The organism is Streptomyces himastatinicus ATCC 53653 (assembly GCF_000158915.1).
GTDB lineage: Bacteria > Actinomycetota > Actinomycetes > Streptomycetales > Streptomycetaceae > Streptomyces > Streptomyces himastatinicus.
In genome coordinates, this window is the sequence record NZ_GG657754.1 from 8480145 (window position 1) to 8502235 (window position 22091).

General features: G+C 68.1%; 23 protein-coding genes and 2 pseudogenes. 16 read left to right on the top strand and 9 right to left on the bottom strand.

Going from position 1 to position 22091, the window contains the following annotated elements; genetic code table 11:
- Positions 1–619: 619 nt before the first annotated feature.
- Together SSOG_RS36305 and SSOG_RS54225 are read right to left on the bottom strand one after the other, a co-directional pair.
- Positions 620–1516, bottom strand: a complete 897-nt coding sequence (locus tag SSOG_RS36305) for an alpha/beta hydrolase (protein ID WP_009719251.1) — start codon at positions 1514–1516, stop codon at positions 620–622.
- Between the two features lie 39 nt (positions 1517–1555).
- Positions 1556–1708, bottom strand: a complete 153-nt coding sequence (locus tag SSOG_RS54225) for a hypothetical protein (protein WP_167542528.1) — start codon at positions 1706–1708, stop codon at positions 1556–1558.
- A 646-nt stretch (positions 1709–2354) separates the two neighbouring features.
- Here SSOG_RS54225 and SSOG_RS36315 point away from each other — a divergent pair.
- From SSOG_RS36315 to SSOG_RS36335, 4 genes are all read left to right on the top strand, one after another.
- The gene (locus SSOG_RS36315; protein WP_009719253.1) at positions 2355–3077 is read left to right on the top strand and encodes a flavin reductase family protein; all 723 of its coding nucleotides are present in this window, start codon (positions 2355–2357) and stop codon (positions 3075–3077) included.
- On the top strand, positions 3038–4294 hold the full coding sequence (locus SSOG_RS55065) for an alpha/beta fold hydrolase (RefSeq protein WP_009719254.1): 1257 nt from the start codon (positions 3038–3040) through the stop codon (positions 4292–4294). Before SSOG_RS36315 ends, SSOG_RS55065 begins: the two co-directional genes overlap by 40 nt.
- A gap of 65 nt (positions 4295–4359) precedes the next feature.
- Positions 4360–5148, top strand: coding sequence for an enoyl-CoA hydratase/isomerase family protein (locus tag SSOG_RS36330; protein WP_009719255.1), 789 nt, complete (start codon positions 4360–4362; stop codon positions 5146–5148).
- A gap of 121 nt (positions 5149–5269) precedes the next feature.
- Complete coding sequence (locus tag SSOG_RS36335) at positions 5270–5896, top strand: CGNR zinc finger domain-containing protein (RefSeq protein WP_009719256.1); 627 nt, start codon at positions 5270–5272, stop codon at positions 5894–5896.
- Between the two features lie 263 nt (positions 5897–6159).
- On the opposite strand, the gene SSOG_RS36340 is transcribed toward SSOG_RS36335, so the two are convergent.
- On the bottom strand, positions 6160–6636 hold the full coding sequence (locus tag SSOG_RS36340) for a TetR family transcriptional regulator C-terminal domain-containing protein (protein ID WP_009719257.1): 477 nt from the start codon (positions 6634–6636) through the stop codon (positions 6160–6162).
- Positions 6637–6650: 14 nt separating this feature from the next.
- Here SSOG_RS36340 and SSOG_RS49360 point away from each other — a divergent pair.
- Positions 6651–6821 (top strand): annotated as a pseudogene (locus tag SSOG_RS49360) (prephenate dehydratase); the annotation flags it as partial.
- 99 nt (positions 6822–6920) lie between these two features.
- Here SSOG_RS49360 and SSOG_RS36345 read toward each other — a convergent pair.
- Both SSOG_RS36345 and SSOG_RS36350 read right to left on the bottom strand, forming a co-directional pair.
- Positions 6921–7550 carry a P-loop nucleotide/nucleoside kinase family protein gene (locus SSOG_RS36345; protein WP_063631613.1) on the bottom strand — a complete coding sequence of 210 codons (630 nt, stop codon included), beginning with the start codon at positions 7548–7550 and terminating at the stop codon, positions 6921–6923.
- Complete coding sequence (locus tag SSOG_RS36350) at positions 7537–8178, bottom strand: bifunctional 4-hydroxy-2-oxoglutarate aldolase/2-dehydro-3-deoxy-phosphogluconate aldolase (protein WP_009719260.1); 642 nt, start codon at positions 8176–8178, stop codon at positions 7537–7539. The genes SSOG_RS36345 and SSOG_RS36350 overlap by 14 nt, the downstream gene beginning before the upstream one ends.
- A 168-nt stretch (positions 8179–8346) precedes the next feature.
- Between SSOG_RS36350 and SSOG_RS36355 the strand changes: the two genes are divergently transcribed.
- The 9 genes from SSOG_RS36355 (at position 8347) to SSOG_RS36395 (ending at position 16708) form a co-directional block, all read left to right on the top strand.
- Complete coding sequence (locus SSOG_RS36355; RefSeq protein WP_009719261.1) at positions 8347–9342, top strand: Gfo/Idh/MocA family protein; 996 nt, start codon at positions 8347–8349, stop codon at positions 9340–9342.
- A complete protein-coding gene (locus tag SSOG_RS36360) occupies positions 9335–10333 on the top strand; it encodes a LacI family DNA-binding transcriptional regulator (protein ID WP_009719262.1) in 999 nt (332 codons plus the stop codon). The genes SSOG_RS36355 and SSOG_RS36360 overlap by 8 nt, the downstream gene beginning before the upstream one ends.
- The gene (locus tag SSOG_RS36365) at positions 10330–10869 is read left to right on the top strand and encodes a VOC family protein (protein WP_009719263.1); all 540 of its coding nucleotides are present in this window, start codon (positions 10330–10332) and stop codon (positions 10867–10869) included. Before SSOG_RS36360 ends, SSOG_RS36365 begins: the two co-directional genes overlap by 4 nt.
- Positions 10869–11780, top strand: coding sequence for a sugar phosphate isomerase/epimerase family protein (locus tag SSOG_RS36370; protein WP_009719264.1), 912 nt, complete (start codon positions 10869–10871; stop codon positions 11778–11780). Before SSOG_RS36365 ends, SSOG_RS36370 begins: the two co-directional genes overlap by 1 nt.
- Positions 11777–12760, top strand: a complete 984-nt coding sequence (locus SSOG_RS36375) for a Gfo/Idh/MocA family protein (RefSeq protein ID WP_009719265.1) — start codon at positions 11777–11779, stop codon at positions 12758–12760. The genes SSOG_RS36370 and SSOG_RS36375 overlap by 4 nt, the downstream gene beginning before the upstream one ends.
- Before the next feature lie 243 nt (positions 12761–13003).
- On the top strand, positions 13004–14332 hold the full coding sequence (locus tag SSOG_RS36380) for an MFS transporter (protein WP_208867397.1): 1329 nt from the start codon (positions 13004–13006) through the stop codon (positions 14330–14332).
- Positions 14329–15093, top strand: coding sequence for an SDR family NAD(P)-dependent oxidoreductase (locus SSOG_RS36385; RefSeq protein ID WP_009719267.1), 765 nt, complete (start codon positions 14329–14331; stop codon positions 15091–15093). Before SSOG_RS36380 ends, SSOG_RS36385 begins: the two co-directional genes overlap by 4 nt.
- Positions 15094–15295: 202 nt before the next feature.
- Entirely contained in the window at positions 15296–15511 is a 216-nt protein-coding gene (locus SSOG_RS52710) for a hypothetical protein (RefSeq protein WP_154686015.1), read from the top strand.
- 84 nt (positions 15512–15595) lie between these two features.
- Entirely contained in the window at positions 15596–16708 is a 1113-nt protein-coding gene (locus tag SSOG_RS36395; RefSeq protein WP_039939512.1) for an integrase core domain-containing protein, read from the top strand.
- 449 nt (positions 16709–17157) lie between these two features.
- On the opposite strand, the gene SSOG_RS36400 is transcribed toward SSOG_RS36395, so the two are convergent.
- Together SSOG_RS36400 and SSOG_RS36405 are read right to left on the bottom strand one after the other, a co-directional pair.
- Positions 17158–17463 carry a helix-turn-helix domain-containing protein gene (locus SSOG_RS36400; RefSeq protein WP_009719269.1) on the bottom strand — a complete coding sequence of 102 codons (306 nt, stop codon included), beginning with the start codon at positions 17461–17463 and terminating at the stop codon, positions 17158–17160.
- Entirely contained in the window at positions 17460–17843 is a 384-nt protein-coding gene (locus SSOG_RS36405; RefSeq protein WP_039939513.1) for a type II toxin-antitoxin system RelE/ParE family toxin, read from the bottom strand. Before SSOG_RS36405 ends, SSOG_RS36400 begins: the two co-directional genes overlap by 4 nt.
- Positions 17844–18659: 816 nt before the next feature.
- Between SSOG_RS36405 and SSOG_RS36410 the strand changes: the two genes are divergently transcribed.
- Complete coding sequence (locus SSOG_RS36410; protein WP_009719271.1) at positions 18660–19751, top strand: integrase core domain-containing protein; 1092 nt, start codon at positions 18660–18662, stop codon at positions 19749–19751.
- Between the two features lie 30 nt (positions 19752–19781).
- On the opposite strand, the pseudogene SSOG_RS56620 reads toward SSOG_RS36410, so the two are convergent.
- A pseudogene (locus tag SSOG_RS56620) lies at positions 19782–19982 on the bottom strand (B/F/G family RNA polymerase sigma-70 factor); the annotation flags it as partial.
- A 335-nt stretch (positions 19983–20317) separates the two neighbouring features.
- Positions 20318–21199: a LysR family transcriptional regulator gene (locus tag SSOG_RS36415; RefSeq protein WP_245606447.1), complete on the bottom strand. Its 882-nt coding sequence runs from the start codon at positions 21197–21199 to the stop codon at positions 20318–20320.
- Between SSOG_RS36415 and SSOG_RS36420 the strand changes: the two genes are divergently transcribed.
- On the top strand, positions 21173–22060 hold the full coding sequence (locus SSOG_RS36420) for an EamA family transporter (protein ID WP_039939515.1): 888 nt from the start codon (positions 21173–21175) through the stop codon (positions 22058–22060). The two genes, SSOG_RS36415 and SSOG_RS36420, sit on opposite strands and share 27 nt — an antisense overlap.
- The last annotated feature ends 31 nt before the right edge of the window (positions 22061–22091 follow it).

A 22091-nucleotide genomic window follows, 5' to 3' on the forward strand; every position in this document is an offset into this window, starting at 1 on the left:
GGTATACGAGCGAAAACGTTCACCCGAACAGGGTTCCAGCAGACTGTGATGGCGCGCCAGACCACCCGCGAGCAGGAGCGATGAGTTTCCGAACGGCACAGGTGGCTCGTTCGACTGAGGCGGCGAGTCTGGGGGGCAAGGGGTCGCAGGTTCTGGGCTGAGCGTCGGGGGAACCAGTGCCCACCCGGTGCGCCTGGATGTCCGCCGCCGTTATGCGGTCTGTCAACCTGTTCCAACCCGGGAGTGTCTCAAAGCTTCGTTGCTGCCTGGCCGCGTGACGGGCAGTCGTGGGCCAGGCTGAAGCCGACGTTTTGTCAGGGGCGGTGGCGATGGTTGCTTCGGTGCGTACGACTTCGTCAAAGACGCCGTCGAGGTTGTACTCGGTGAGGGCCTGGCGCAGGTCGCGTTCGAAGGCGTCCTCGTGGCCGCCGAGTTGGGCAGGGCTGGAGTAGCTGTGTCGACCAGCCGAGTGCTTGGCTCGCGCGGCGGGGCACTGGCGGGGCTCTCTTGCAAGAGTCTGGCGCCACTTGCAACGACGTGGAGGTCGCCGCCGAGCTGGTCTGTTTGACCATCAGGTCGGGTGCTGACCTGGCCGATTTCCGCCGCGGGTGCACTTGTTCTATGCCTGCAGATGCTTCCGGAACCACTCGAGTGCTTTCGTGCTGGCGTGCTCGAACTGGGCGCGGTATGGGTCGAAGTGGCCACCGGGGATGAGGATCAGCTTCTTGGGTTCGAGGGCGTCCTCGTAGGCCTCGAGAGCGACGTCGGTCACCGTGAGGTAATCGTCCTCGGCAACGATCATCAGCAAAGGCGTGGGTGACACCCTCCGGATGAACAGCCCGGGTTCGTACATGCGCGCCATGCGGGTGGAGCGCACGGTCACCCGGTTCTCCCAGACCCCGTCGGGTAGCTCCTGGAGATAGAAGTCGACCGCGTCACTGGAGTAGTAGGACGCGCGGACCGCGGGATCGGCGCTGACGATCTGCTGGTAGTCGAGCGGTTCCCCGCGGGCGCTTCTGCGCTCCTCCTCCGCGAACCCCTCTTCGAGGGCGGGAACAAGATGCGGAGGAACCCGCCGAAGTGCCTGCTGGTAGCCACTGATGGTCGGGACCTGCGCGACGACGGCCTTCAGGCGCCGGTCCGTGGCACCGAGTACGATGGCGTGTCCGCCGGCGTAACTGCTTCCCCAGACGCCGATTCGGCCCGGGTCGACCTCGTGCTGAGCCTCCAGGAAGGAGATCGCCCGGCGCCAGTCCTCGGCCTGTTCCCAGGGATTGACGTCCTGACGGGGTTCGCCGTCGCTGGCGCCGAACGTGCGGTGGTCATGGAGCAGCACCGCGAAACCCGCATCGGCGAACCGCCGCGCAAAGCCCTCCAGGGCGTGTTCCTTGACGCCCGCGTAGCCGTGGGCCATCGAGATGGCCGGATGCGGACCTTCGCCTTCTGGTACGAAGTACCAGCCGCGCAGGGTCACCCCGCCCTTGGCGGTGAACGCCACGTCTCGCCTGTCAAGCATGGTCCATCATTTCCTCTCTGCGGTGCCGCACGTGTGGGATCAGTGCGCCCGGCCGTTGGCGAGCCACGGCTCGATCTGCTTCCAGCCCTCGGGCCACCCCGCGTCGAGCATCGTGTTGTGCCCGACGCCGCCGGTTTCCCGGATCTCCGCCCCATAGCGCCGCGCGGTGGCCCGCACTGAGACGAGTGGCACGAGGCGGTCCTCGGTGGCGGCCAGCACCAGGACTGGCAGCGCCGGTACCCGCTTGGGCAGGTGGAACAGGAACTGGTACTGGACGAGCGGGATCAGGAGTCAGGCGCCCGCTCAGCTCGGCCGTCGCCGGGTCGTCCGGCCGGGCGAAGAGCATGTGGGGCCCGAGCCGGAGAGGTCCGCCGCTGTCGTGTCCCGCCGCAGCCGCCGCGGACATCCGGTCCTCCCAGCACCATGCCTCCTGCCCCAGACCGTGCACGAACAGCAGGCGGGCCGATCCGGGCATCGCGGGACCCGTTGGCGCGGCATGGACATCTGTGCCGGCTCGCCGACGAGACCAGGAAGCATCATTGCTCTCATACGGCGGACCTTAGCAGTCATGTACATAGGCGCCAACGATTTGGTTATGTCGCCGACGGGTATCGCGGAACGACCGCCACGCCTTCTTGCGCCGACCGCCGCCCCCTGTGCCACAATGCGGACCACGACATAGCCATAAGTTCTATACCTCTGTACAAAGCAAGCGCTCGCACTGGTCGCCCCTGGACACCCCGGCGCAGGCGGCGAGCCGAACCTTCCATCGTCGCGGACGCCGCGGACGGGCCAAGCCCGGCGGCACATCCGCTGAGGCATTCAAACGGAGAGTGAAATGATCATCGATACGGCATCACTCGACGCCAGGTCGAGCTACAAACTCCTCATCGGCAGTGTGCTTCCGCGCGCGATCGCCTGGGTCAGCACCCGGTCGACCGCAGGCGTCGGCAACGTGGCCCCCGTGTCGTTCTTCACCGTCGTCGGCCGCCTCCCTCCGACGGTGTCGATCTCCCTGCAGCCCCGCTCCGACGAGGTCACCCTGAAGGACACGTTCGTCAACATCCGGGACACCGGTGAGTTCGTGGTCAACATGGTGTCCCTCGGCCAGGTCGACGAGGCGCACCGCTCCGCCTTCGAGTTCGAGTCCGAGGTCGACGAATTCGAAGCCCTTGGCCTGGAGAAGGCCGAATGTGAGGTCGTGTCGGCACCCCGGATCGCCGGTGCCCCCATTTCCATGGAGTGCGTGGTCGACCGGATCATCCCCATGCCTCCGCTGCCGGACCACGTGGTATGGGGACGGGTGGAGCGCTTCCACGTCCGCGATGACCTCTACCTGCCCGGTGGGCGCATCGACACCGGTGCCCTGGGTGCCGTCGGGCGCCTGGCCGCCGAGTACTCGCTCGTCAACAACATCTTCACCACCCCGCTCCCCGAGGAACTCGTCGAAGGCCTGCTCGCCACTCGCAGCGCACGCCTCGATGAGCGTCCGACTGACTTCTCCCCCATCGACACGGCGGAATGGTCGCCTTCCGGATCAACGAAGACAGGACCGAAATGACCAGCGACTTTGTTCACATCGACCGTGCGGCCACCTGTGGTGGCGAGGTGCTCCCAGGTGCTCCGACACTGCTGCTCGTGCACGGGTTCCTGGACGACGCCACCGTCTGGGACGGCTTCGTCAAGGCCCTGGACGGCTCGGTGGCGACGGCGCGGCTGGATCTTCCGGGTTCCGGGGCCCGCGCGTCCGCCCCTGTGGACACGGAGAAGCTGAGCCTGGCCCTGTTGGCCGACGAGGTCGCATCCGTCATCGACGACATCGAGGGACCAGTCGCCCTGGTGGGCCAGAGTATGGGAGCCCAGGTCGCCGAGCTCGCGGTTGCCGCTAGGCCCGAGCGGGTCGCAGGACTGGTCCTGCTCACGCCGGTCCCACTCGGCGGCACCCGTCTGCCCGAAGAAGCCGTCGCGCCGTTCCGGGCCCTCGGCGGGAACGCGGAGGGCCAGCGCGCCGTACGCAACCAGCTCTCGCCGACGCTTGACGAGGAGGCGCTGGACACGCTGGGCCGTAGCGGCTTGCTGGTCCCTCCGCTCGTGGCCGCACGTTACGCCGACCTGTGGAACAACGGTGTCGACGCGGCACCGGAGCAGAGCGCGTACCCCGGCCCCGTCCTCATCGTCCGCGGCGACAGCGACGGCTTCGTCACCGAGGAGCTGATCACCGGAGCCATCGCGCCGCGCTTCCCCGGTGCGCGCCTTGCGACCGTTTCCGGCGGCGGGCACTGGCTGCACGTGGAGTACCCCCATGCCCTGGTCCGCGAAGTCCTCGGCTTCCTCCAGAACCTGAATGCCGACGCTGCGGCTTCGGGCTGGCGCAGCGGCTTCTCGGAGCATTCCGCGAGCACCTTCGCCGAGGGCTTCGCCGAGGACATCGTGCTGGAGGCCAGCGTTCTTGCCCGGCCGATCGCCGGTCGGGCGCTCGTCGCCTCGACTGTCGCGGCTGCGAGCACGATCTACGAGTCGCTGGAGTTCACGGCCGAGGCCTCCGACGCAACCACGACCTACCTGCAGTGGAAGGCGACGGCGTTCGGCGGAGTGGAGATCTCCGGCATCACCGTTCTGGAGAAGAACGCAGATGGCGATGTCGTCCGGGCGGCGATCCACCATCGTCCTCTCGGAGCAGCCCTGCGATTCTCCGCCACGCTCCGCGACCGGCTGGTGGGCATCGTCCCGTCCGATCACTTCTATGCCGGTGACCCGCAGCCCGTTCCGGGCGCATAGCCGAGTCCCCCGTCTGTCCCGCACAGGCCACCTTGAGTAGCCGTGTTCGAAGGAATGGAGTACCGATGAGCCATTTGGGCTTCGACATCGACGACCACGTCGCCGAGATCGTCCTGGACAACCCGACACAGAACCGCATCGATGAACAGATGGCCGACGAGCTGCTCGCAGCGGTTGAGAAGGCGGAGTCATCGGGGGCGCGGGCGATCCTTCTGCGCGCCGAAGGGCCTGACTTCTCTTTCGGCGGGGACATCGTCACCTGGCCCGATCTCGACGTGCGGCAGTTGCGGCTGCTGTTCGAGCGGTACATGTTCGCGTTCAACCGCTTCGAGCGGATTCCCGTGCCGGTGGTCGCAGCGGTGAACGGCCTGTGCTTCGGTGGGGGCTTCGAACTCGCGCTGCGCTCCGATGTGATCTTCGCCGGCGAGGGGGCCCGGTTCGGGCACCCCGAGCAGACACTGGGCCTCGTCACACTGCTCGGCGGCATCTACCGATCGGCCGCTCGTGCGGGCCGTGCCAGGGCCTACGAGTGGGCGCTGACCTCGGAACAGGTGCCCGCTGCCACCATGGCGCAGGCCGGAGTCGTCAACCACGTCCTCCCCGATGACGAAGCCCTCGAAGCCGCTCGGGCGTTCGCGCGCAAGGTGGCCGCGGGGCCCACCCGGGCGCATGCCGCGCACAAGGCGCTGTTGCGGATGTGGGAAGCCGGGGGTGTGAACGCTGCCGACGACTCGATGTTCGACATCGCCATCCCGCTGTTCGAGTCCAAGGATGCGACGGGCGGTCTCACGTCGGCCGTGGCGGCCTACAAGGCCGGACGACCCCGACCCACCGTCGACTTCGCCGGGGAATAGGCTCCCTCGCGGGGCCGTCATGCAGGCGGCCCCGCCCCCGCGGTCTGGCCATGGTCACAAGTGAAAGCGATAGGCTCTTACAGAGGCGATGCAAGTACCCTGAAGGCACCAGGAGGACGAGATGAGTGCGGCGGTCCAATGGCCGGCCTCGGCTCGCTTTAAGGAAGTCGAGCACAGCGCCCCAGGCGGGCTGGGATTCGTACAGGACCTCTTGAACACAGCGAGCATGGGCAAGCCACGCCGGCCTGACCTCCTGGAGTCCGTCGACGCGGCGGAACAATGGCTCCAGTCCTCCCTCGCAACGCTCAGCAGTATCGACTCCAGCGCTCCTCCCGCGCCATGTCCCCTCGACGCACGCGGCCTCAGTCGCCTCCGGTCGCTGCGCGACGACATCCGCGCCGCGCTGGCCACCAGGCATGCCGACGAACCCTCCGCCGCCGTCGCCGCACCGTCGATCGAGACGACGGCAGCCGTCAGTCTGGACGCCGGAGGCGCGCGGCTGCATCCGCGCGGCAAGGGTGTCGAACTTCTCCGCTCGTACGTCCTGATCCAGCTGGCCGCCGCCACCTATGCCGACACGATGCGGCGACTGAAGGTGTGTGCGAACCCTCGCTGCCGCGGCGCGTTCTACGACCGCTCCAAGAACTGCTCGCGTGCCTGGCACAACGTCACCACCTGCGGGAACACTCAGAACGTACGGGCCTATCGGACCCGTTTGAAGGAACGCGGGCTCTCCTCGTCGCGATGATCCGATGGCATCCGCAGCGGACGCCGCCGCGCGCGGTGCGGGCGCGGCCCCAATCGGGCCGCCAGCGGCCGTCTCGTCCAGCTCGCGCATCACCAGATTGCTCGCGTACCTAATCGCCCGGACCGTGCGCTCTGTCAGGACAAAGGCCTGCCAATCTCGCTCAGGGGAGGATCAGGTCCCCCTTGGCGGGCCGCATATGCGTGTCGCGCGACACATTAGTCACACCACTGAAGGCCACGCGAACCGGCCGGTGACGCGCCCGGTCAGGGCGCAGGAGCGCTCGGGGCCGGCAGGAACGCGAGGTTGTCCCCGGACTGCCTCAGCCGTTCGAGGAGACGGGCGTTCTGGGTCTCCAGTTCAGCGTTGCGCAAGGTCAGGATCTGGATCTGGTTGGCGTAGGTGGCCAGAGTGTCCTTCAGCTCACGGATTGCCCGGCCGAAGAAGCGGTCGCGCAGCATGACGAGCGGCAGCGCGAAAACCTCCGGCGCGAGAGGTTCGGGGCCGAGCTCGCCACGTGCGCACGCGGGCTCGATGATGTCGCGGTCAAGCTCGACGCCTGCGGCTCCGCCGATCGCGCCGATCTCGTGCAGCAGCTCGGGGTCAGCCTCGCCCAGGAGAGCGCGGTAGTTCGGCTCGCCGACCTCTGTGGCGCGCGACTGCGCGGCCTCCAGCCAGGCGATGGCGTCCCCCTCAGGTTTCCGGTGCGCGGCGCCGGACCCACCTCGCCGAGTTTGGCCCACAGGGAGGCGAGGACGAGATGGGCGCGGGCCTTAACCCGAGCTGCTTCTACGTCGAGATCGAGGGTCATCTCGACGAACCCCGTGCCGCACTCGCGCTGCACGAGCTGCGCTTCTTCTCCTCCGAGGTCCGCGTGCTCGGCGTCTATCCCGCACATCCGCACCGGCTGCGGCAGCGGAGCGCGTGACGCTTGGCGGGCCGTCTCGGCCCGTTGGTGACAGCAGGAGGTAGCCACCTTGGTCGCTGGCGGGTCCTGCTGAGCCGTCTGCGCCTCTGCGACACCTCATTACACGGCGTGAACGGACTCCCGCTCAGCATTGCCCGCGAGCCCCACAACACCATCGAGGTCCGGTTCCCCGTCGTTGTCCACGACGATGTGCCGAGCGCCGGACCAGGTGCAGTCCTGGGTCCCCAGCTGTTGCCAAAATGCGGGCCAGTCGGCCAGTTTGGCCCGGTCGCGAGGCAGGCCTCGTTGGGTCAGTCTCGTGCGAACGGTCTCCGCGGAGGTCCGTACCTCGACCACGACGACGGGTGTCCCCGTGGGCCAGGAAGCTTGGTCGGCGGAGGCGGTCAAGAAGTCGGGGTCGGCCAGGTACGCCGCGAACGGTGCGTCCAGGACGACAGGGAGACCCAGCCGCAGGTTGTCCGCCGCCGTGGTGAACAGGGCTGCGTACTCGGTCGGCATCAACCGTTCGATGTACGTCGGGTCATCCTCGCGGCCCCCGGCCCGTCGACCGACCAGTTCGAGCGCGGCGTCCACGAGGTCGCCGGTCAGTGAGTCCTTGTCGAGGTAGACCGCGCGGAGCCGGCGTGCGAGCTCGCGGGCGACATGGGACTTTCCCGATCCCGCAGGCCCGATCGCGACGAATACCGGTGGCGTCCCGGAGGCGGGGGGCAGCGGGTCAGGCGCGGGCATCGGCCACCGCCTCGAGGAATGTCCGGGCCGCCGCACCGACCGGGTGCCGCTCGGTGCTTTCCCGCTGTGCCGCCTTGGTGATGAAGCTTCCGACTCCGACCGCCGCGACTCCGGCGTCGAACCACTCCGCCACGTTGTCCGGGGACACACCCCCGGCCGGGACCAGGGGGATGTGGCCGAGTGGTTCGAGGACCGCACGGGCGTAGTCGCGGTTGAGGACCGACGAGGGAAACAGCTTGACGAGGTCGGCTCCTGCCGTGGCCGCCTGGACGATCTCCGTGGGTGTCGCGGCTCCGCAGATGCTGGCGGCCTGGTAGCGGCCCGCGGTCTCCAGCATGCCGAGGTCGACGTGGGGGCTTACCAGGAAACGCGCGCCGGCCTGGATGCTCGCGTACGCCGATGTCGCGTCGAGCACGCTGCCGGCGCCGATCTCGGCCTCGGGGTACTCCGAGCCCAGCCGGCGGATCACGTCCAGGGCCCCCGGCGTCGTGAGTGTCACCTCGACCGCTCGTATCCCTCCCGCGATGGCCTCGCAGGCCACTTCGTACGACGCCTCGGCGGTGGGAAGGCGCACGATCAGCACCGTCCCGGTCTCGTACACGGCATTCAGGGTGCGCAGCTTGCGCATCGGTCACCTCAAGGGAAATCGGTGGGCTGGGGGTGTTGACGGAGCTTAGGACCCTCTGCTTCGGTGATGCAACCGATCTCAGCAATCGATCTCAGCACTTGATTGCAGTCCGGCTTCGGAGAGGGAGATCGGCAGTAGTTGCCCCATACCGAAGTTGGGAGGCGCGTCGTGAGACGTCCGCTCACAGCAGTTCTAGGCGCCCGCCACTGGCACGTACCCCTGTATGTCAGTGCCTGGGCGGATACTCACGATGTCGTGCTGGTCCAGGACGGGGAGCCCGATCAGATCACGGACATGGCCCGACGGCTCGACGCGTCCGTGTATGGGGACATCGAGGCAGCTCTGGACGCCGGACCCTTGGACCTGGCCTACGTTTTCGGGCCACACGACCGCATGGTGGACACCTGTCTGTCCCTGGTCGAGCGCGGCATCCCCTTCGTGGTCGAGAAGCCGGGCGGTCTGGGGGCCGAAGACGTGGAGCGGATTCGGGATGCCGCCGCTTCGGCAGGGGTCGCGGCGACCGTCCCGTTTGTCCAGCGCGGCGGCCCCGTGGATCACGCGCTGTCCCTGGCCGGCGCGCCGACGTACCAACGGGCGAGCTTTGTGGCCGGCCCGCCGGAGCGCTATCACGTGGCAGGCTGCTCCTGGATGCTCGTGCCCGCCCGCTCCGGCGGGGGGTGTCTGGTGAACCTGGCGCCGCACTTCGTCGACCTCTTCCTGCAGCGAAGCCGGGCCCGGCGCGTGGAACTGGTGGCGGCCAATCTCTCCGCAAGCCTGCACCGCGAGGCCGTCGAGGACCATGCAACGCTGGTGCTCGCGGGCGACGACGGCAGTGAGGCCATCATCGAGGTCGGCTATGCCTTCCCGTCGAGTCCCGCCAAGCGGTACTGCTCCTACACCAGCGCCGGCGACGGGGGATACGTCGACGTGGGTACCTCCGGCGACGTCTCCTGCACGCGCGCGTCGGACGGTGTCACCGTGTCGAACTCCATCGACGTGGACAGCGACCCGCTGTACGACGTGTTCGTCCGACAGGTGGCCGACACCTGGGCGGACGGCTTTCCCGGGCTGCCTACCTTGGCCGACCTTGCCGACACAATGAGCCTCATCTGGGCCGCGTACAGGCGGTCCCCCATTGCGTCTGTGGAGGTCAGCCATGGCTGAGGTGAGCATCGACGACGTCGCCGCCCGAGCGGGCGTGCATCGCTCCACGGTTTCCCGCGCCTTCTCCCGGCCGGAAGCCGTGAATGCCGCGACCCGGAAGCATGTCCTGGAGGTGGCGGAGAGTCTCGGGTACCGGGTAAACCCGCTGGCGCAAGCCCTGCGCCGTCGTGCGAGCAAGCTTGTCCCGCTGATCGTCCCGGACATCACCAACCCCTTCTACGGTGAGCTGGCGAGGACCATGGCGGCAGCGGCGGCCGACCGGGGTTACCAGTTGGTGTTGTGCGTGACCGGCGGTGAGGTGGCTCAGACCAACGCGTATCTGACATCCCTGCAGGAGATGTACGCGCCCTTCGGGATCGTCGCGCCGTCGACCACCGTGGACCTCGACGAGCTGCAGAACGTCGCGCTCGGCAGCAAGGTCGTCGTCGTCGACCGCGTCAAACAGGCACGGGTGCCGACCGTGACGGTGGACAGCGCCGAGGGCATCGCACTCGCCGTCGACCACCTGCACGGCCTGGGGCACCGGCGCATCGCCTACGTGTCCGGCATCTCCGGGGCGTACACATCCAGGGACCGCCTGGCCGCCTACGAGGGGCTGGCCGCGGAGCTGGACATGCCGGCGATGATCCTGGACGGGGGCACCGGGCCCGATGTGGGGGAGCGGGCCGCCGAGCGCCTCGTGCACATGACACGCGAGGAGCGCCCGACAGCGGTCATCGCGGCCAATGACATGGTCGCCTTCGCCCTCATCTCCGCTCTTGGTGTGCGAGGTGTGTCCGTCCCGGACGAGGTGTCGGTGATGGGCTTCGACGGCCTGGAGTTCGGCGCCCGGTTCAACCCGCGACTGACCACCGTCCGCCAGCCCATCGCCGACATGGGAGTGATCGCCATCGACCTCGCCGAGAAACTCCTCAAGGACGGGGAGACGGGACATGTCGTCCTTGCCCCCGATCTGCTGATCCGTGAGTCGACCGCGGAGGTGCCCCGATGAGCCTGCCCGCAGGGTTTCAACACGTCGACCATGTCGCCTTCACCGTGCCCGACCTCGGCGAAGCGGTCGCCTTCTTCGTCAACGCCCTGGGCGCCGAGGAGCTCTACCGCTCGACGCGCGGGCCCGACGCCCACTTCATGCCCGCACATTTCGAGGTCCCGACCGATGCCCGTCTGGAACTCGCCATGTTGCGCATGCCGCCCAACCTCAACGTGGAGCTGTTCCAGTGGTGGAGCACGGACCAGCGGCGCGACTACCCGCGCCACTGCGATCCCGGCGGCCACCACCTGTGCTTCACCGTGGCGGACGTCGACACGGCCGTCGAGCATCTCCGGTCGCACGGCGCCCGTGTCCTGGGCGGGACGAAGGAGGTCGGCCCGGACAGCCCGCTCGTCGCCGGAAACCGGTGGACCTACCTCCGGGCGCCCTGGGGCCTGTTGATCGAACTGGTCGACCGCTCCCGCGTCCACAACCCGCCACCACTGGTCGGGCCTGCTGACTGGACCGACCCCTCCCGAACTGGAAAGGACCTGTAGTGCGGATCATTGGCCACACCCTCGGCACGCCGGAACAGACCCTCCCCGAGGCGCTGGAGCTCTTCGCCGTCGCCGGTCTGGAGGGAGCGGAGGTCATTTACCAGAACGACTACCGCAGCGGACTGCCGGTCGGGGACGACGTGGCAGCGGCCGAGGCGGCCCGCGTGGCGGACGATCTCGGCGTACCGGTGGTGGGGCTCGCTCCGTACACCACGGGGCTCAACCACGAGGACCCGGCGCAGCGCCGCGCCGCGCTCGACGAGCTGCGGGCGACGGTGGACTGCGCTCATCGCGTGGGAGCGACCCGGATCCGCGTGTACGCGGGTTCCTGGGGAGCCGATCGAACCGACCACGCCGGACACTGGGAGCGCCTACGCGCGAGCCTTTCGGAGCTGGCGCCGCTCGCCGCCGACGCCGGAGTGCGCCTGTGCGTGGAGAACCACTTCGGAACCATGACGCAGTCGGCCAAGGAGACCGCTCGGCTGATACGCGAGGTGGACTCGCCTGCCGTCCGAGTGCTCTACGACCAGGCGAACCTCACCTTCACGCACGACGAGGCATGGCCGGAGGCGCTGCGGGAGCAGGGCGACCTGATCGGGCACGTCCACGTGAAGGACCTCGTCTTCACCGACCCGGACGCCCCCTTCGTCGCTTCTGAGACGGCCCGGGTGAAGGCGGACGAGCGGGCCGTGCGCTCGCGCGTCGTCGGCGACGGCATCGTGCCCTGGTCCGACATCCTTCGGGCGGTCAAGCAGCACGGATACGACGACGTCCTCAGCCTCGAGTACGAATACCGCTGGCACCCGCAGGATCTCCCGGCTCCGGCTGAGGGCTTCGCCCGGGCCGCCCGCGTGCTGCGTTCACTCCTCGACGAGGCCGCCGGCCTCACGCCCGCGGAGGTGTCCCGATGAGCTGGCCCCCGCTGCGCGTCGGTGTAGTCGGCGCCGGGAACATCGCGCACATCGCGCAGTTGCCCACCCTGGTGGCGCGGGACGACGTCGACCTCGACGTCCTGGTGTCCCGGCGCGAGGACCCCTCCGAACTGGTCCGTCGATGGGGATTCTCCACCGCGGTCCCGACGATCGAGCAGGCCCTCGAACGTGACCTGGACGCCCTGTTCGTCCTGACCCCGAGGTCGGAGCATTTCGCCGGTGTGAGCTGCGCGTTGGAGGCGAGCGTCGACGTCTTCTGCGAAAAACCCCTCGCGACCGCGACCAGCGACGCGGAGCGGCTCGCCGACCTCGCCGACGAGCGCGACCGCGTGCTGATGGTGGGGTTCAACCGCAGGTTCGCGCCGTCCTACGTCGCCGCTCGTGACGAGTTCGGGGACGCCGGCGCCGCCTTCTGTATCGCGCAGAAGAACCGTCGCGGCAGTGAATACCGCGCGACCTTCGAGAACGCCATCCACATGGTGGACCTGCTGCGCTGGTTCTGCCCGGGCGAACCGGTCGACGTCGCCGCCCACGCCGCCGGTGACGACCCCTGGCAGGAGGACGGCGTCTCCGCCCTGATCCGATTCGCCGGCGGCGGCACCGGCGTCCTGACGGCGGCACGGACCGCTGGCGCGTGGGCAGAAAAACTGGATGCCTACGGCGCCGAGCGCTCGGCCGAGGTGGTGGCTCCGGACACGGTGACCCTCACGCGGGACGGTGTGAGCACCGTGCGCTCGATGAGCCCCGAGGCATTCGGCTGGGCCACGGCGACGAACACCTTCGGGTTCGCCGCTGCCGTTCACCACTTTCTCGACCGCGTACGAGACCGTGGCGCGCCGCTGACGTCGGGGCGGGAAGCCGCCCGCACGCAGGCGCTCCTCGACGAAATCCTGCAGGCCGCCGGTCTCCCCGTGAAGGAGCAGGAGGGCCGCACCTGGTCCAGCCACGCGACGCGCTGAGCCTCGAACGGCCCCTCACCGCGGCTGGTGTCGGCAGCATCCACTCTCGAAGAAGGCTTCCGGAACCGCCGACATCGTCGACCGTAACAACCTGGTCCGCGGCGCCCTGACCCGCCGACTGTTCGCACAGATCCCATCCCTCACTGCACTGAGGAGCGCTCAATGGCGAACGCACCAAGAATAGCCTCACCGAAGTCCCCCTCCGCCACGAACAAACGGGACGTCCCACCCCGCAGAAGGCGGTTGAACATCCTGGCCGGTACTGTCGGCCACTTCATCGAGTGGTACGACTGGTACATCTACGGCCTCTTGGCCGCCGTCTTCTCAAGCCAGATCTTTCCCGGTGGCAGTTCGGCGATGTCGCTGATCAGCGCCCTGCTGACCTACGCGGTCGGGTTCGTGGTGCGTCCGCTGAGCGGCATCATCATCTCCCCCCTGGCCGACCGCTACGGCCGCCGTGTCGTCCTGGCCACCACCATCGGTGGCATGGCCGCGGGCAGCCTGATCCTCGCGCTCACCCCGCCGTTCTCCGCAATCGGATACGCGGCGCCGCTGCTGTTTCTGCTCGCTCGCGTACTGCAGGGCATCTCGGCCGGCAGCGAGATGCAGAGCGCCATCGCCTACATGGTGGAGAACGGCTCGACCGACCGGCGCGGCCTGTTCGGCTCGTTGTCGAATGTGGCCAGCGGCCTGGCGACGCTGGCCGCCACCGGCATGGGGGCGATCGTCACCTCGACGCTGAACACCCATGACCTGGAGACGTGGGGCTGGCGCATCCCGTTCGCCATCGGCGGCCTCCTCGGCGTGGTCGGTCTGCTGCTGCGATCGCGCGCCGACGAATCCCCGGAGTTCGAGGCCGCTGTCGACTCCGCCGCCGACCGGCAACCTGAGAACCTGCGCCTGCGGGAACTGCTGCGCAGGCACCCCAAGGCACTGCTGCAAACCGCGGCTCTGTCCGCCCCGGCAGTCGCCTACTACACGTGGGCCACCTTCCTGCCCACCTACGCGCACCTGACCACCGGTCGTGACCTGGACTCCGCCTTGGTCGGTAATACCATCGGGCTGGGCCTGCTGGTGATTATCGTGCCGCTGTGCGGCGCCCTGTCCGACCGCATCGGCCGTCGCAAGCCCTTCCCCATCATCGGGGCCGCCGGCATGGTGGTGCTCTTCTATCCGCTGCTGTTGTTGCTGCAGCGCCCCGGATTCGGCGTATACGTGACGGTGACCGTCAGTGGCTGGGTGGTCCTGGCGATCTGGCAGGGCGTTTACCCGACGATCCAGGCCGAACTGTTCCCCGCTGCCGTCCGTGTGTCCGGCATCGGCGTGGCCCACCAGATCGTCATCGCGGCCCTCGGTGGGACGGCACCGCTCATCGCCAGCGCCTTCATCGAGGCCGGCCACCCCATGGGCGTGGCGGTGTACATGACGGTCATCGTCCTTGTCTGCCTCATCGTCTACCTGACCCTGCCGGAGACGGGCCGCTCAGGCACGCACACCACCACACCACCCGCTGCTGCATCCGACGCCGAGAACAGCTCTACATGCATGGAATCTACGGAGGGCACCCCATGACCGCCCCATCCCAGATCGCGATCGTCACCGGATCCAGCGGAGGCATCGGAGCCGCCACCGCCGAACGCCTGCACGCATCGGGCGCGCTGGTCGTCGGCTGCGACCGCACGACACCGGAAAGCCGCCCGAAGTGGCTCGCGGACTTCCGAGAGCTCGACGTCACCGACGAGCAGGCGGTGCACGACACCGTGACCGGGATCAAGGCGGAGTTCGGGGCGATCGACGTCCTGGTGCACGCTGCCGGAGTCCTCGGCAACGAGCCGGACCTGCTCACGACCCCGAGCTCCGAGTTCGCCCGGGTGATGGCGATCAACGCCACGGGGGCCTTCTCCGTCCTGCGCGAAGTCGGCCTTGTGATGCAGGCCCAGCGCTCCGGCTCCATCGTCGCGGTGGCCTCGGTCGCCGCGAAGGAGGCCCGTCGCGCGTACGTGCCCTACAACGCCAGCAAGGCGGCCGTGTTGAACATCTGCTGGTCGCTCGCCCTGGAACTCGGCCCAGACAACGTTTCGGTCAACTGTGTGTGCCCCGGCCCGGTCAACACCGCCATGTGGGACCAGCTCGCCACCCGCGCCGCCGGCGGCCACCTCGAGGGAGACCAGCGCGCCCGCCAAGCCCGGGCCGCGCAGATCCCGATGGGCCGATTCGCCGAGCCAGAGGAGGTAGCGGCGACCATCGCCTTCCTCAGCGACCCGGCAAACCGTTACCTGACCGGTCTGAGCCTGGATGTCGCCGGCGGCGCCCGGCTCGGGATGGGGAGTTGAGGGGGCGATTGTGCCTGAGGGGTGCCTGTTGAGTCGGCACGGAGCGCGGTGCCGGTGTTGCCACCGGTCCGTTTCTCCGTGCCGCTCGCCGAACCCGGCGTACCCGTCTCCGAGTACCGGGCTCTCCCACGGACTCTGCCGTTCAGGCGTGATTGGGTGCCGGGTGACGCCGGCGATGTGCACGCGGCGGGTGCCGTGGTCGATGAAGAACAGCACGAACCAGCGCCGCAGGAAGACCGTGTCGATGTGGAAGAGGTCGGTGGCCACGATGGCGGAGGCCTGGGCTTTGAGGAAGGCGGGCCAGGACTGGTTGGTGCGCTGGGGTGCGGGGGCGATCCCGGCCTTCTGCAAGATCTCCCAGACGGTCGAGGTGCCGAGTTTGCGTCCCAGGCCGAGCAGTTCGCCGTGGATTCGTTGATATCCCCTGAAAGATGTCTTTATTGCCGTACGGTCGTTGACCTGGGGCTTTGTGATCGTCCACGTGTGGGCATGATCACTGATTGTGGGTCTGCGACTGCTCTATTTGATCTTCTGCCGACTACTGGGCTGCCTTCTTTTGCTGGGCCGGTCGACCGCCGCGAACAACGCCGAGATCCTCGCGCTTCGCCATGAGGTCGCTGTGCTGCGTCGGCAAGTAGTGCGGCCGCGGCTTTCATGGGCTGATCGTGCCGTGCTCTCCGCTCTCGCCCGGAACCTGCCACCCGCCTTGCGCCGCCATCGGCTGGTCACCCCGGGCACGCTGCTGACCTGGCACCGCCGTCTGGTGCGCTGGAAGTGGCACCAGACGGCGGTCGGCCCCGGTCGGCCAGCGTTGCCGGGAGAGATGGTCGCGCTCATTCAGCGTTTGGCGCGAGAGAACTCGACCTGGGGGTACGTCAGGATTCAAGGTGAGCTGCGGCGGCTTGGGCATAGGGTTGCCGCCGCCACCATCCGGCGCGTCCTGCGCCGCCTCGGTCTACCGCCCGCACCGCAGCGCGCCTCCCGGCAGACCTGGCGTTCTTTTCTGCGCTCCCAGGACCACACGCTGGTCGCCTGCGATTTCATGCACGTGGGGACCGTCTTCCGCAAGCGCCTCTATGTCTTCTTCGTCATGGAGATTGCCACCCGGCGCGTCCGTGTCCTGGGCGTCACCGCCCACCTGACCGGCGCATGGGTCACTCAGCTCGCCCGCAACCTGCTCATGGATCTCGAGGGCAGAGCCGGGTGCTTCTGGTTCCTCATCCGTGACCGGGACAGCAAGTTCACCGCCGCATTCGACGTCGTCTTCGCCGGCAACGGCACAGCCGTCATCCCGACTCCGCCGCAAAGTCCCCGGTCCAACGCGTTCGCCGAACGATGGATACGCACAGCCCGTACCGAGTGCACCGACCGCCTTCTGATCACCGGTGAACGGCACCTGCGTACTGTCCTCAACCAGTACGCCGAGCACGACAACGCGGGGCGGGCCCACCGCAGCCTCGGCCTACGTGCCCCTGACGACGACCCGAACGTTATCCCCCTAGCCGCTGCCGCTGTCAGGCGCTGCCAGGTACGTGGCGGGCTGCTCAACGAGTACCGCACCATGTCACCCCGGTTGCCTCATCATCCGCAGGAGACGCCCAGCTCAGCCGCCTGATCGGAGTATTGACACCCTTCAGGGTACGTCCACTGCAACGAGTGCAACACCGGTTCGGGTACTACCGAAGAGGGCTACGTAAAGGACATGGATGCCGACGGCCAGTGCGCCTACGTCTACACGACCCTCAATGGGAGCGGCACCATCCGCAACCAAGCTAAGGCGTGCCCCAAGGGCACGGAGACCTGCTTCAGCTGGAGCTACCCCGGCTACGCGCCCGTGCAGTGCAGGTATACCTCAGGGAGGCCTGAGCCAGTAGCACTGGGATGAATACGGCCGGGCAGCCACGAGACCCTTCTGTGGCTGTCTGGCAAAAAGGTCTGACGATGGCCCGGCAGTGCGTTCAGGAAGCGGCCGGCCAAGGCGCAGGTCAGCTGCAACCGCCAGTCCCACCCCAGTAATGCGTTCTATTGCTGACCCATGCAGGCGTCAGCAAACCGCCGGTGGGGTCAGGCCGCGTGGCCGATGGTGATGTGGAGGGGCTGGCCCAGGGCGGTGGCTACGCGTAGCAGGGTGCGGGTGGAGGGGAGGGTGAGGCTGGTTTCCAGGCGGGCGATGGCGGGCTGGGTCATGCCGGCGCGGCGTGCGAGTTCGGTCTGGGACCAGCCCAGTTCGGTGCGGCATCGGTGGACGGTGCGGCCGATTTCGATGGCCAGCCCGGTTTCGTCGTAGATCTGCTGGGCCTGGGGGGTGAGCCCGGTCTCCTCGTCGGCCAGTTCCTTGGCGCGGCGGGTCTTCCATGCGGAGTGGTTCATAGTTCCTCCTCCTTCACGTTGCGGTCGTAGATCTCGTGGTTCTGGGCAGGACGGTGTTTGGCTTCGCAGTGTTGCTGGGCGGTGTGGGCGCGGTCGACCTCTGCTGTTTCGCGCATGCGGGTTTTGTGGAACACGGTCAGCATCACGACGCGCCGGGCGGGGGCGAGCCAGTACGTGATGCGTTGTTCCCGGCGGTGCAGGGAGAACCGTAGTTCGCGTAGCTTGCCGCCCAGGTGGCGGGTCTGGGGTTCGCCGAGTGTCTCGGCGTGGTCGGCGAGGAGGTCGGCCAGCTTCATTACGCGCAGATAGTCGGCGGGTGGGAGCGTGTCCAGCCATTGCTGGACTTCTGCTTCAAGCTCGATGTCATACCGCTCACCCATACCAAAAATCATATACCGATGCCGTGAGTAGATCCACCGGCCGACTCGACATCGGTCTCTGCGGGAATGGAGTGGCGAGCGAGGTGAGGACCGGGCGCCGATATCGGTCGCGTGTCGGCCCTGCGACGCGCTGATCTGTTGGAACTGCCGCAGGCGACGGATCACGTTCGTTCGGGTACTCCCTCGCGGGTGGAGGCATACCGCTTCGTGCTGGGGCGTACTGGCGGCTACGATGCGATACGGATCGTCGCGGAGAGTTGCCACGCTGCTGGGGGTCAAGGGGTCGCAGGTTCAAATCCTGTCGTCCCGACCAGCGTTTTCGCAGGTCGGAGGCCGTTTTCTCAGAGATGGGAAAGCGGCCTTTTTCGTGTTGCTGAGGCTGGTGGTCGCATTGTGGTCGCAGTCGCTTGTTGAGGTCGGGATGCGGTGGGTGAAGTAGCGGTGATGGTGGGGGAGTAGGTCCGTTTCGTGGGGCGGTGGGGTCGGTTTCGGTGGTCGCGGTGTGGTCGCGGTGTGGTCGCGGCCGGGGTGGCCAGTGTCGGCGGATGCCACCCGTGTGGCCGGTGTCGGCTTTGGTGAGTGCTTTGTCGATGGCTTCTACGGCATCGCGGGCGGCTTGCCGGGTGAGGTGGGAGTAGATGTTGGCGGTGGTGGAGACGGTGGAGTGCCGCAGGGTCTTGGAGACGGTGAGGAGTGGGATTGCGGGTGCCGATAAATCGTCCACGCAGGTCGGGAGCCTGATCACGGATCTTCGGTTCTCCTCGACATTCGCCCAAGTGCCTTCACCCGCAAGGGGGGGCGGCATCATGATCTGTCGTGCTGCTGCGCCTGGCCTACCTCGCCGCGACCAACGCCCTGGCGTTCCTACGCCTCCTGCCGATGAGCGACAGAGAAAAGGACGTCGAGATCCTGGTGCTCCGGCACCAACTGCTGGTCCTGCGGCGTCAGGTGGGCAAGCCGAGCTTCACCGACAGCGACCGTGCCGTCCTCGCCGGCCTGCTCCACCACCTCCCCAAAGACAGACTGCGGCACCTTCTGCTGCTGGTCCGCCCCGAGACCGTCTTGCGCTGGCATCGCGAACTGCTCAGGCGGCGCCATGCCGCGCCCTGCGTACCCAGGCGACGTGGACGCCCGCGCACCCTACGGTCAATCCGCTCCATGGTCCTGCGCCTGGCCAGGGAGAATGCCTCGTGGGGGTATCGCCGGATCCACGGCGAACTCGCAGCGCTGGGGATCAAGGTCGCCGCCTCCACCGTCTGGGAGATCCTCCGCGAGCACGGCATCCCACCCGCACCCGAACGGCAGAGCACCACCTGGGCCGACTTTCTCCGCAGCCAGGCCAAGGCTCTTCTCGCCTGCGATCTTTTCGAAGTCCGCACGCTGACGGGGGCGCGCCTGTACGTCTTCGCCGTCATCGAGCACACCACCCGTCGTATCAGGGTCCTCGGCGCCACGGCACACCCCACCGGGGAGTGGATCGTGCAGCTCGGACGCAACCTCCTCATTGACCTCGAAGATGCTGGCAGCAGGGCACGGTTCCTGATCCGCGACCGCGACTCGAAGTTCACAGCCGCCTTCGACGCCCTCATGATCGATGCCGGTCTCAAGGTCGTCACCACCGGCATTCGGATACCGCGGATGAACTCGCTCGTGGAGCGCTGGATACAGACCTGCCGCAGGGAGCTGCTGGACCGGACCTTGATCTGGAACCAGAGCCACCTTCTCCACGCCCTGCGCGAGTACGAATCCTTCTATAACGAGCACCGCCCGCACAGGGCCCTGGAGCAGGCGGCCCCATGCCGCCCGCTACCCACGCCCATCACCCAACAAGCCCAACTCGCCCACCTGGCAGTCCACAGACAAGACCGACTCGGCGGAACCCTCCACGAATACCAGCACGCGGCGTGAACTGCACGGATGATTTATCGGCACCCGCACATCCAGGTTCTCTCCGCGGTTGCGGTAGCGGCCGGCGAGGCGGTGGGCCATCGGCAGCCACGCCCGGACCAGCTCCTCGGCCAGGAGATCTCGCTCGGGCCCGTCGGAGGCCGCGGCCAGTCGCTCGAAGTCGGCCGCGGTGTCGGGGGCGTCGTCGTGACGGCGGCGGGTGCGTGCGGGTGCGGCGCTCATCATTGTCATGTGCTCTGCTCCCTGCTCGTTGCTGTTCAGCAGCGCGGGAGGCCAACACGGCACATCTGGGGCCCACAGCGCGTACGCGCGTGGCTCCCGCCAGGTGTGCCTGCTTTCCGAAGCACCTCAGTCCCTGACTCTTCTAGCCCGGCTCACTGACGTCAAACCGTCGTCTTCCAGCTCTTGGCATCTCCTCTCGCATCTGCCACCCCTTCGGAGCCCGATGCGGGTGAGTGGCAGTACGGCACGGCGCTCAGTGCCATCCGGGGGACCGCGCAGTCTCACGTCAGCCCCCCGGCAGCGCTAAATTCCCCGCCACCTGCTCAGGGGCTCAGCAGAGTTACTCACCGACTCCCCACGCGCCAGCAGTCGTTGGCGGTGCGGGCCGACGCCGCCTCGCGCAGCGCGTCCAGTCCGGCCGTTACAAGAGGGTGTGCGGCGCTGCCGCGCCGTACGGCGGTCAACAACCGCCGTGCGGGAATCGGCTCGCCCCGCAAGGGGACCCGTGTGACCGCGTGCTGGGGAAGTGGCACGATCCTTGGTATGAGGCAGACGCCGAATCCTTCGGCGACGAGCGACGAGACCGCGTACCACTCTTTGAGCTGGTGGGCGATGCGGGGACTGAACCCGGCCGCGGCACACGCCGCCGTTACCAGGTGGTAGCTGTCGTTGTTCTGTTTCTTCACGATCCACGGCTGTCCGGCGGCTTCCGCGAGTTCGACTCCCTCGGGCCGGGCGAGCGGGTGCCCCTCGGCGACCAGCAGATCCTGGCGGTCGGTCAGCAACGGTGTCTGCTCGAAACGTGCGTCGGTGACGGGCGGCGCATCCGGGCCGGGCAGTACCAGGGCTACGTCCGCTTCGTCGGTGAGCAGCAGCCGGTAGCACTCGGCGCTCTCCTCCTCGAGGATCAGCGGCTCCACCAGCGGGTGCGTCCGCCGCAGTCGGGAGACGGCCGGGGCGGCGAGCGCGGCCAGCGCGGAGGACACCCCGCACAGCCGTAGCGTGCCCCGGGTGGCCACGCTCTGCTGGGCGAGTTCCGCCTGGGCGGCTTCCCACTGCGCCTGCAGCGTATCGGCGTGCCGGAGCACGATGTGGGCAGCCGGCGTCAGATACACGCGCCGCCCTTCCGGCCGCAGCAGCTCCACCTCCAGATCGCGGGCCAGTAGACGCAACTGCTGAGAGACGGCCGAAGGAGTCAGGTGCAGCGCGGCGGCGGTCGCCGTCACCGTGCCGTGCTCGGCGAGGCCATCGGCAAGCAGCTCTCCAGCACGGTCGGCGCGCCGGGAGCCGTGGCGCTGCGCCTCGGGTCGGCCGCGGTGATCCTGCTGCTTGTGTACCGGCCCTCGCTGCCGCGCAGCCGTACAGACGTAGTCCTGGTACTCGGCTTCGGAACGGCCATCGCCGGAATGAACCTGATCTATCCTGCACTGCTCCTCTTGCCGATGGGCCTGGCCAGCGCCCTCCAGCTCCTCGGTCCGATCACCCTCTCGCTGCTCACCTCGCGCCGCCTCCGTGACGCGGGCTGCGCCATCGTGGCCGGATGCGGGGTGTGGCTCTTCCGCACCCCGCACGGCGCCCGCTTTCCGCTCTCCGGTGTGCTCCTCGCCCTGGCTGCGGGGGCCGCTATGGCCGCCTACCTGCTGCTGAGCAAGAAGGCGGGAGCTCGCAACACCGGAGGCGGCCCGCTGGCCCTGGCAGTGGCATGGGCGGCCGCGCTGATGGTGCCGCTGGGTGTAGTGGATCAGAGGACAGAGTTGCTCGCCCCCCGGGTTCTGCTGGCCGGGGTCGCGGTAGCGGTGCTTTCGGCGGTGCTCCCGTACTCGCTGGAGCTCGCAGCCCTGCGGCGGCTGCCGACGCGGACGGTGGGGGTGCTGACCAGCTTGGAGCCCGCGAACGCGGGCCTGGCCGGAGTACTGGTTCTGGATGAACACCTGAGCGGGGTGCAGTGGGCGGCTCTGGCGTGCGTGGGCGCGGCGAGCGCCGGGACGCTGGTCCGGCCGGAGAGGAATCGCGGCCGGGCGGCTGCGAACACGAAGCCATCGACGAGCACCGCAGACGACAACGCGAGGGGGCATGGAGCCGCATAGAGGTGGGCGCGGGCGTGGCAGTGGCTTGGGC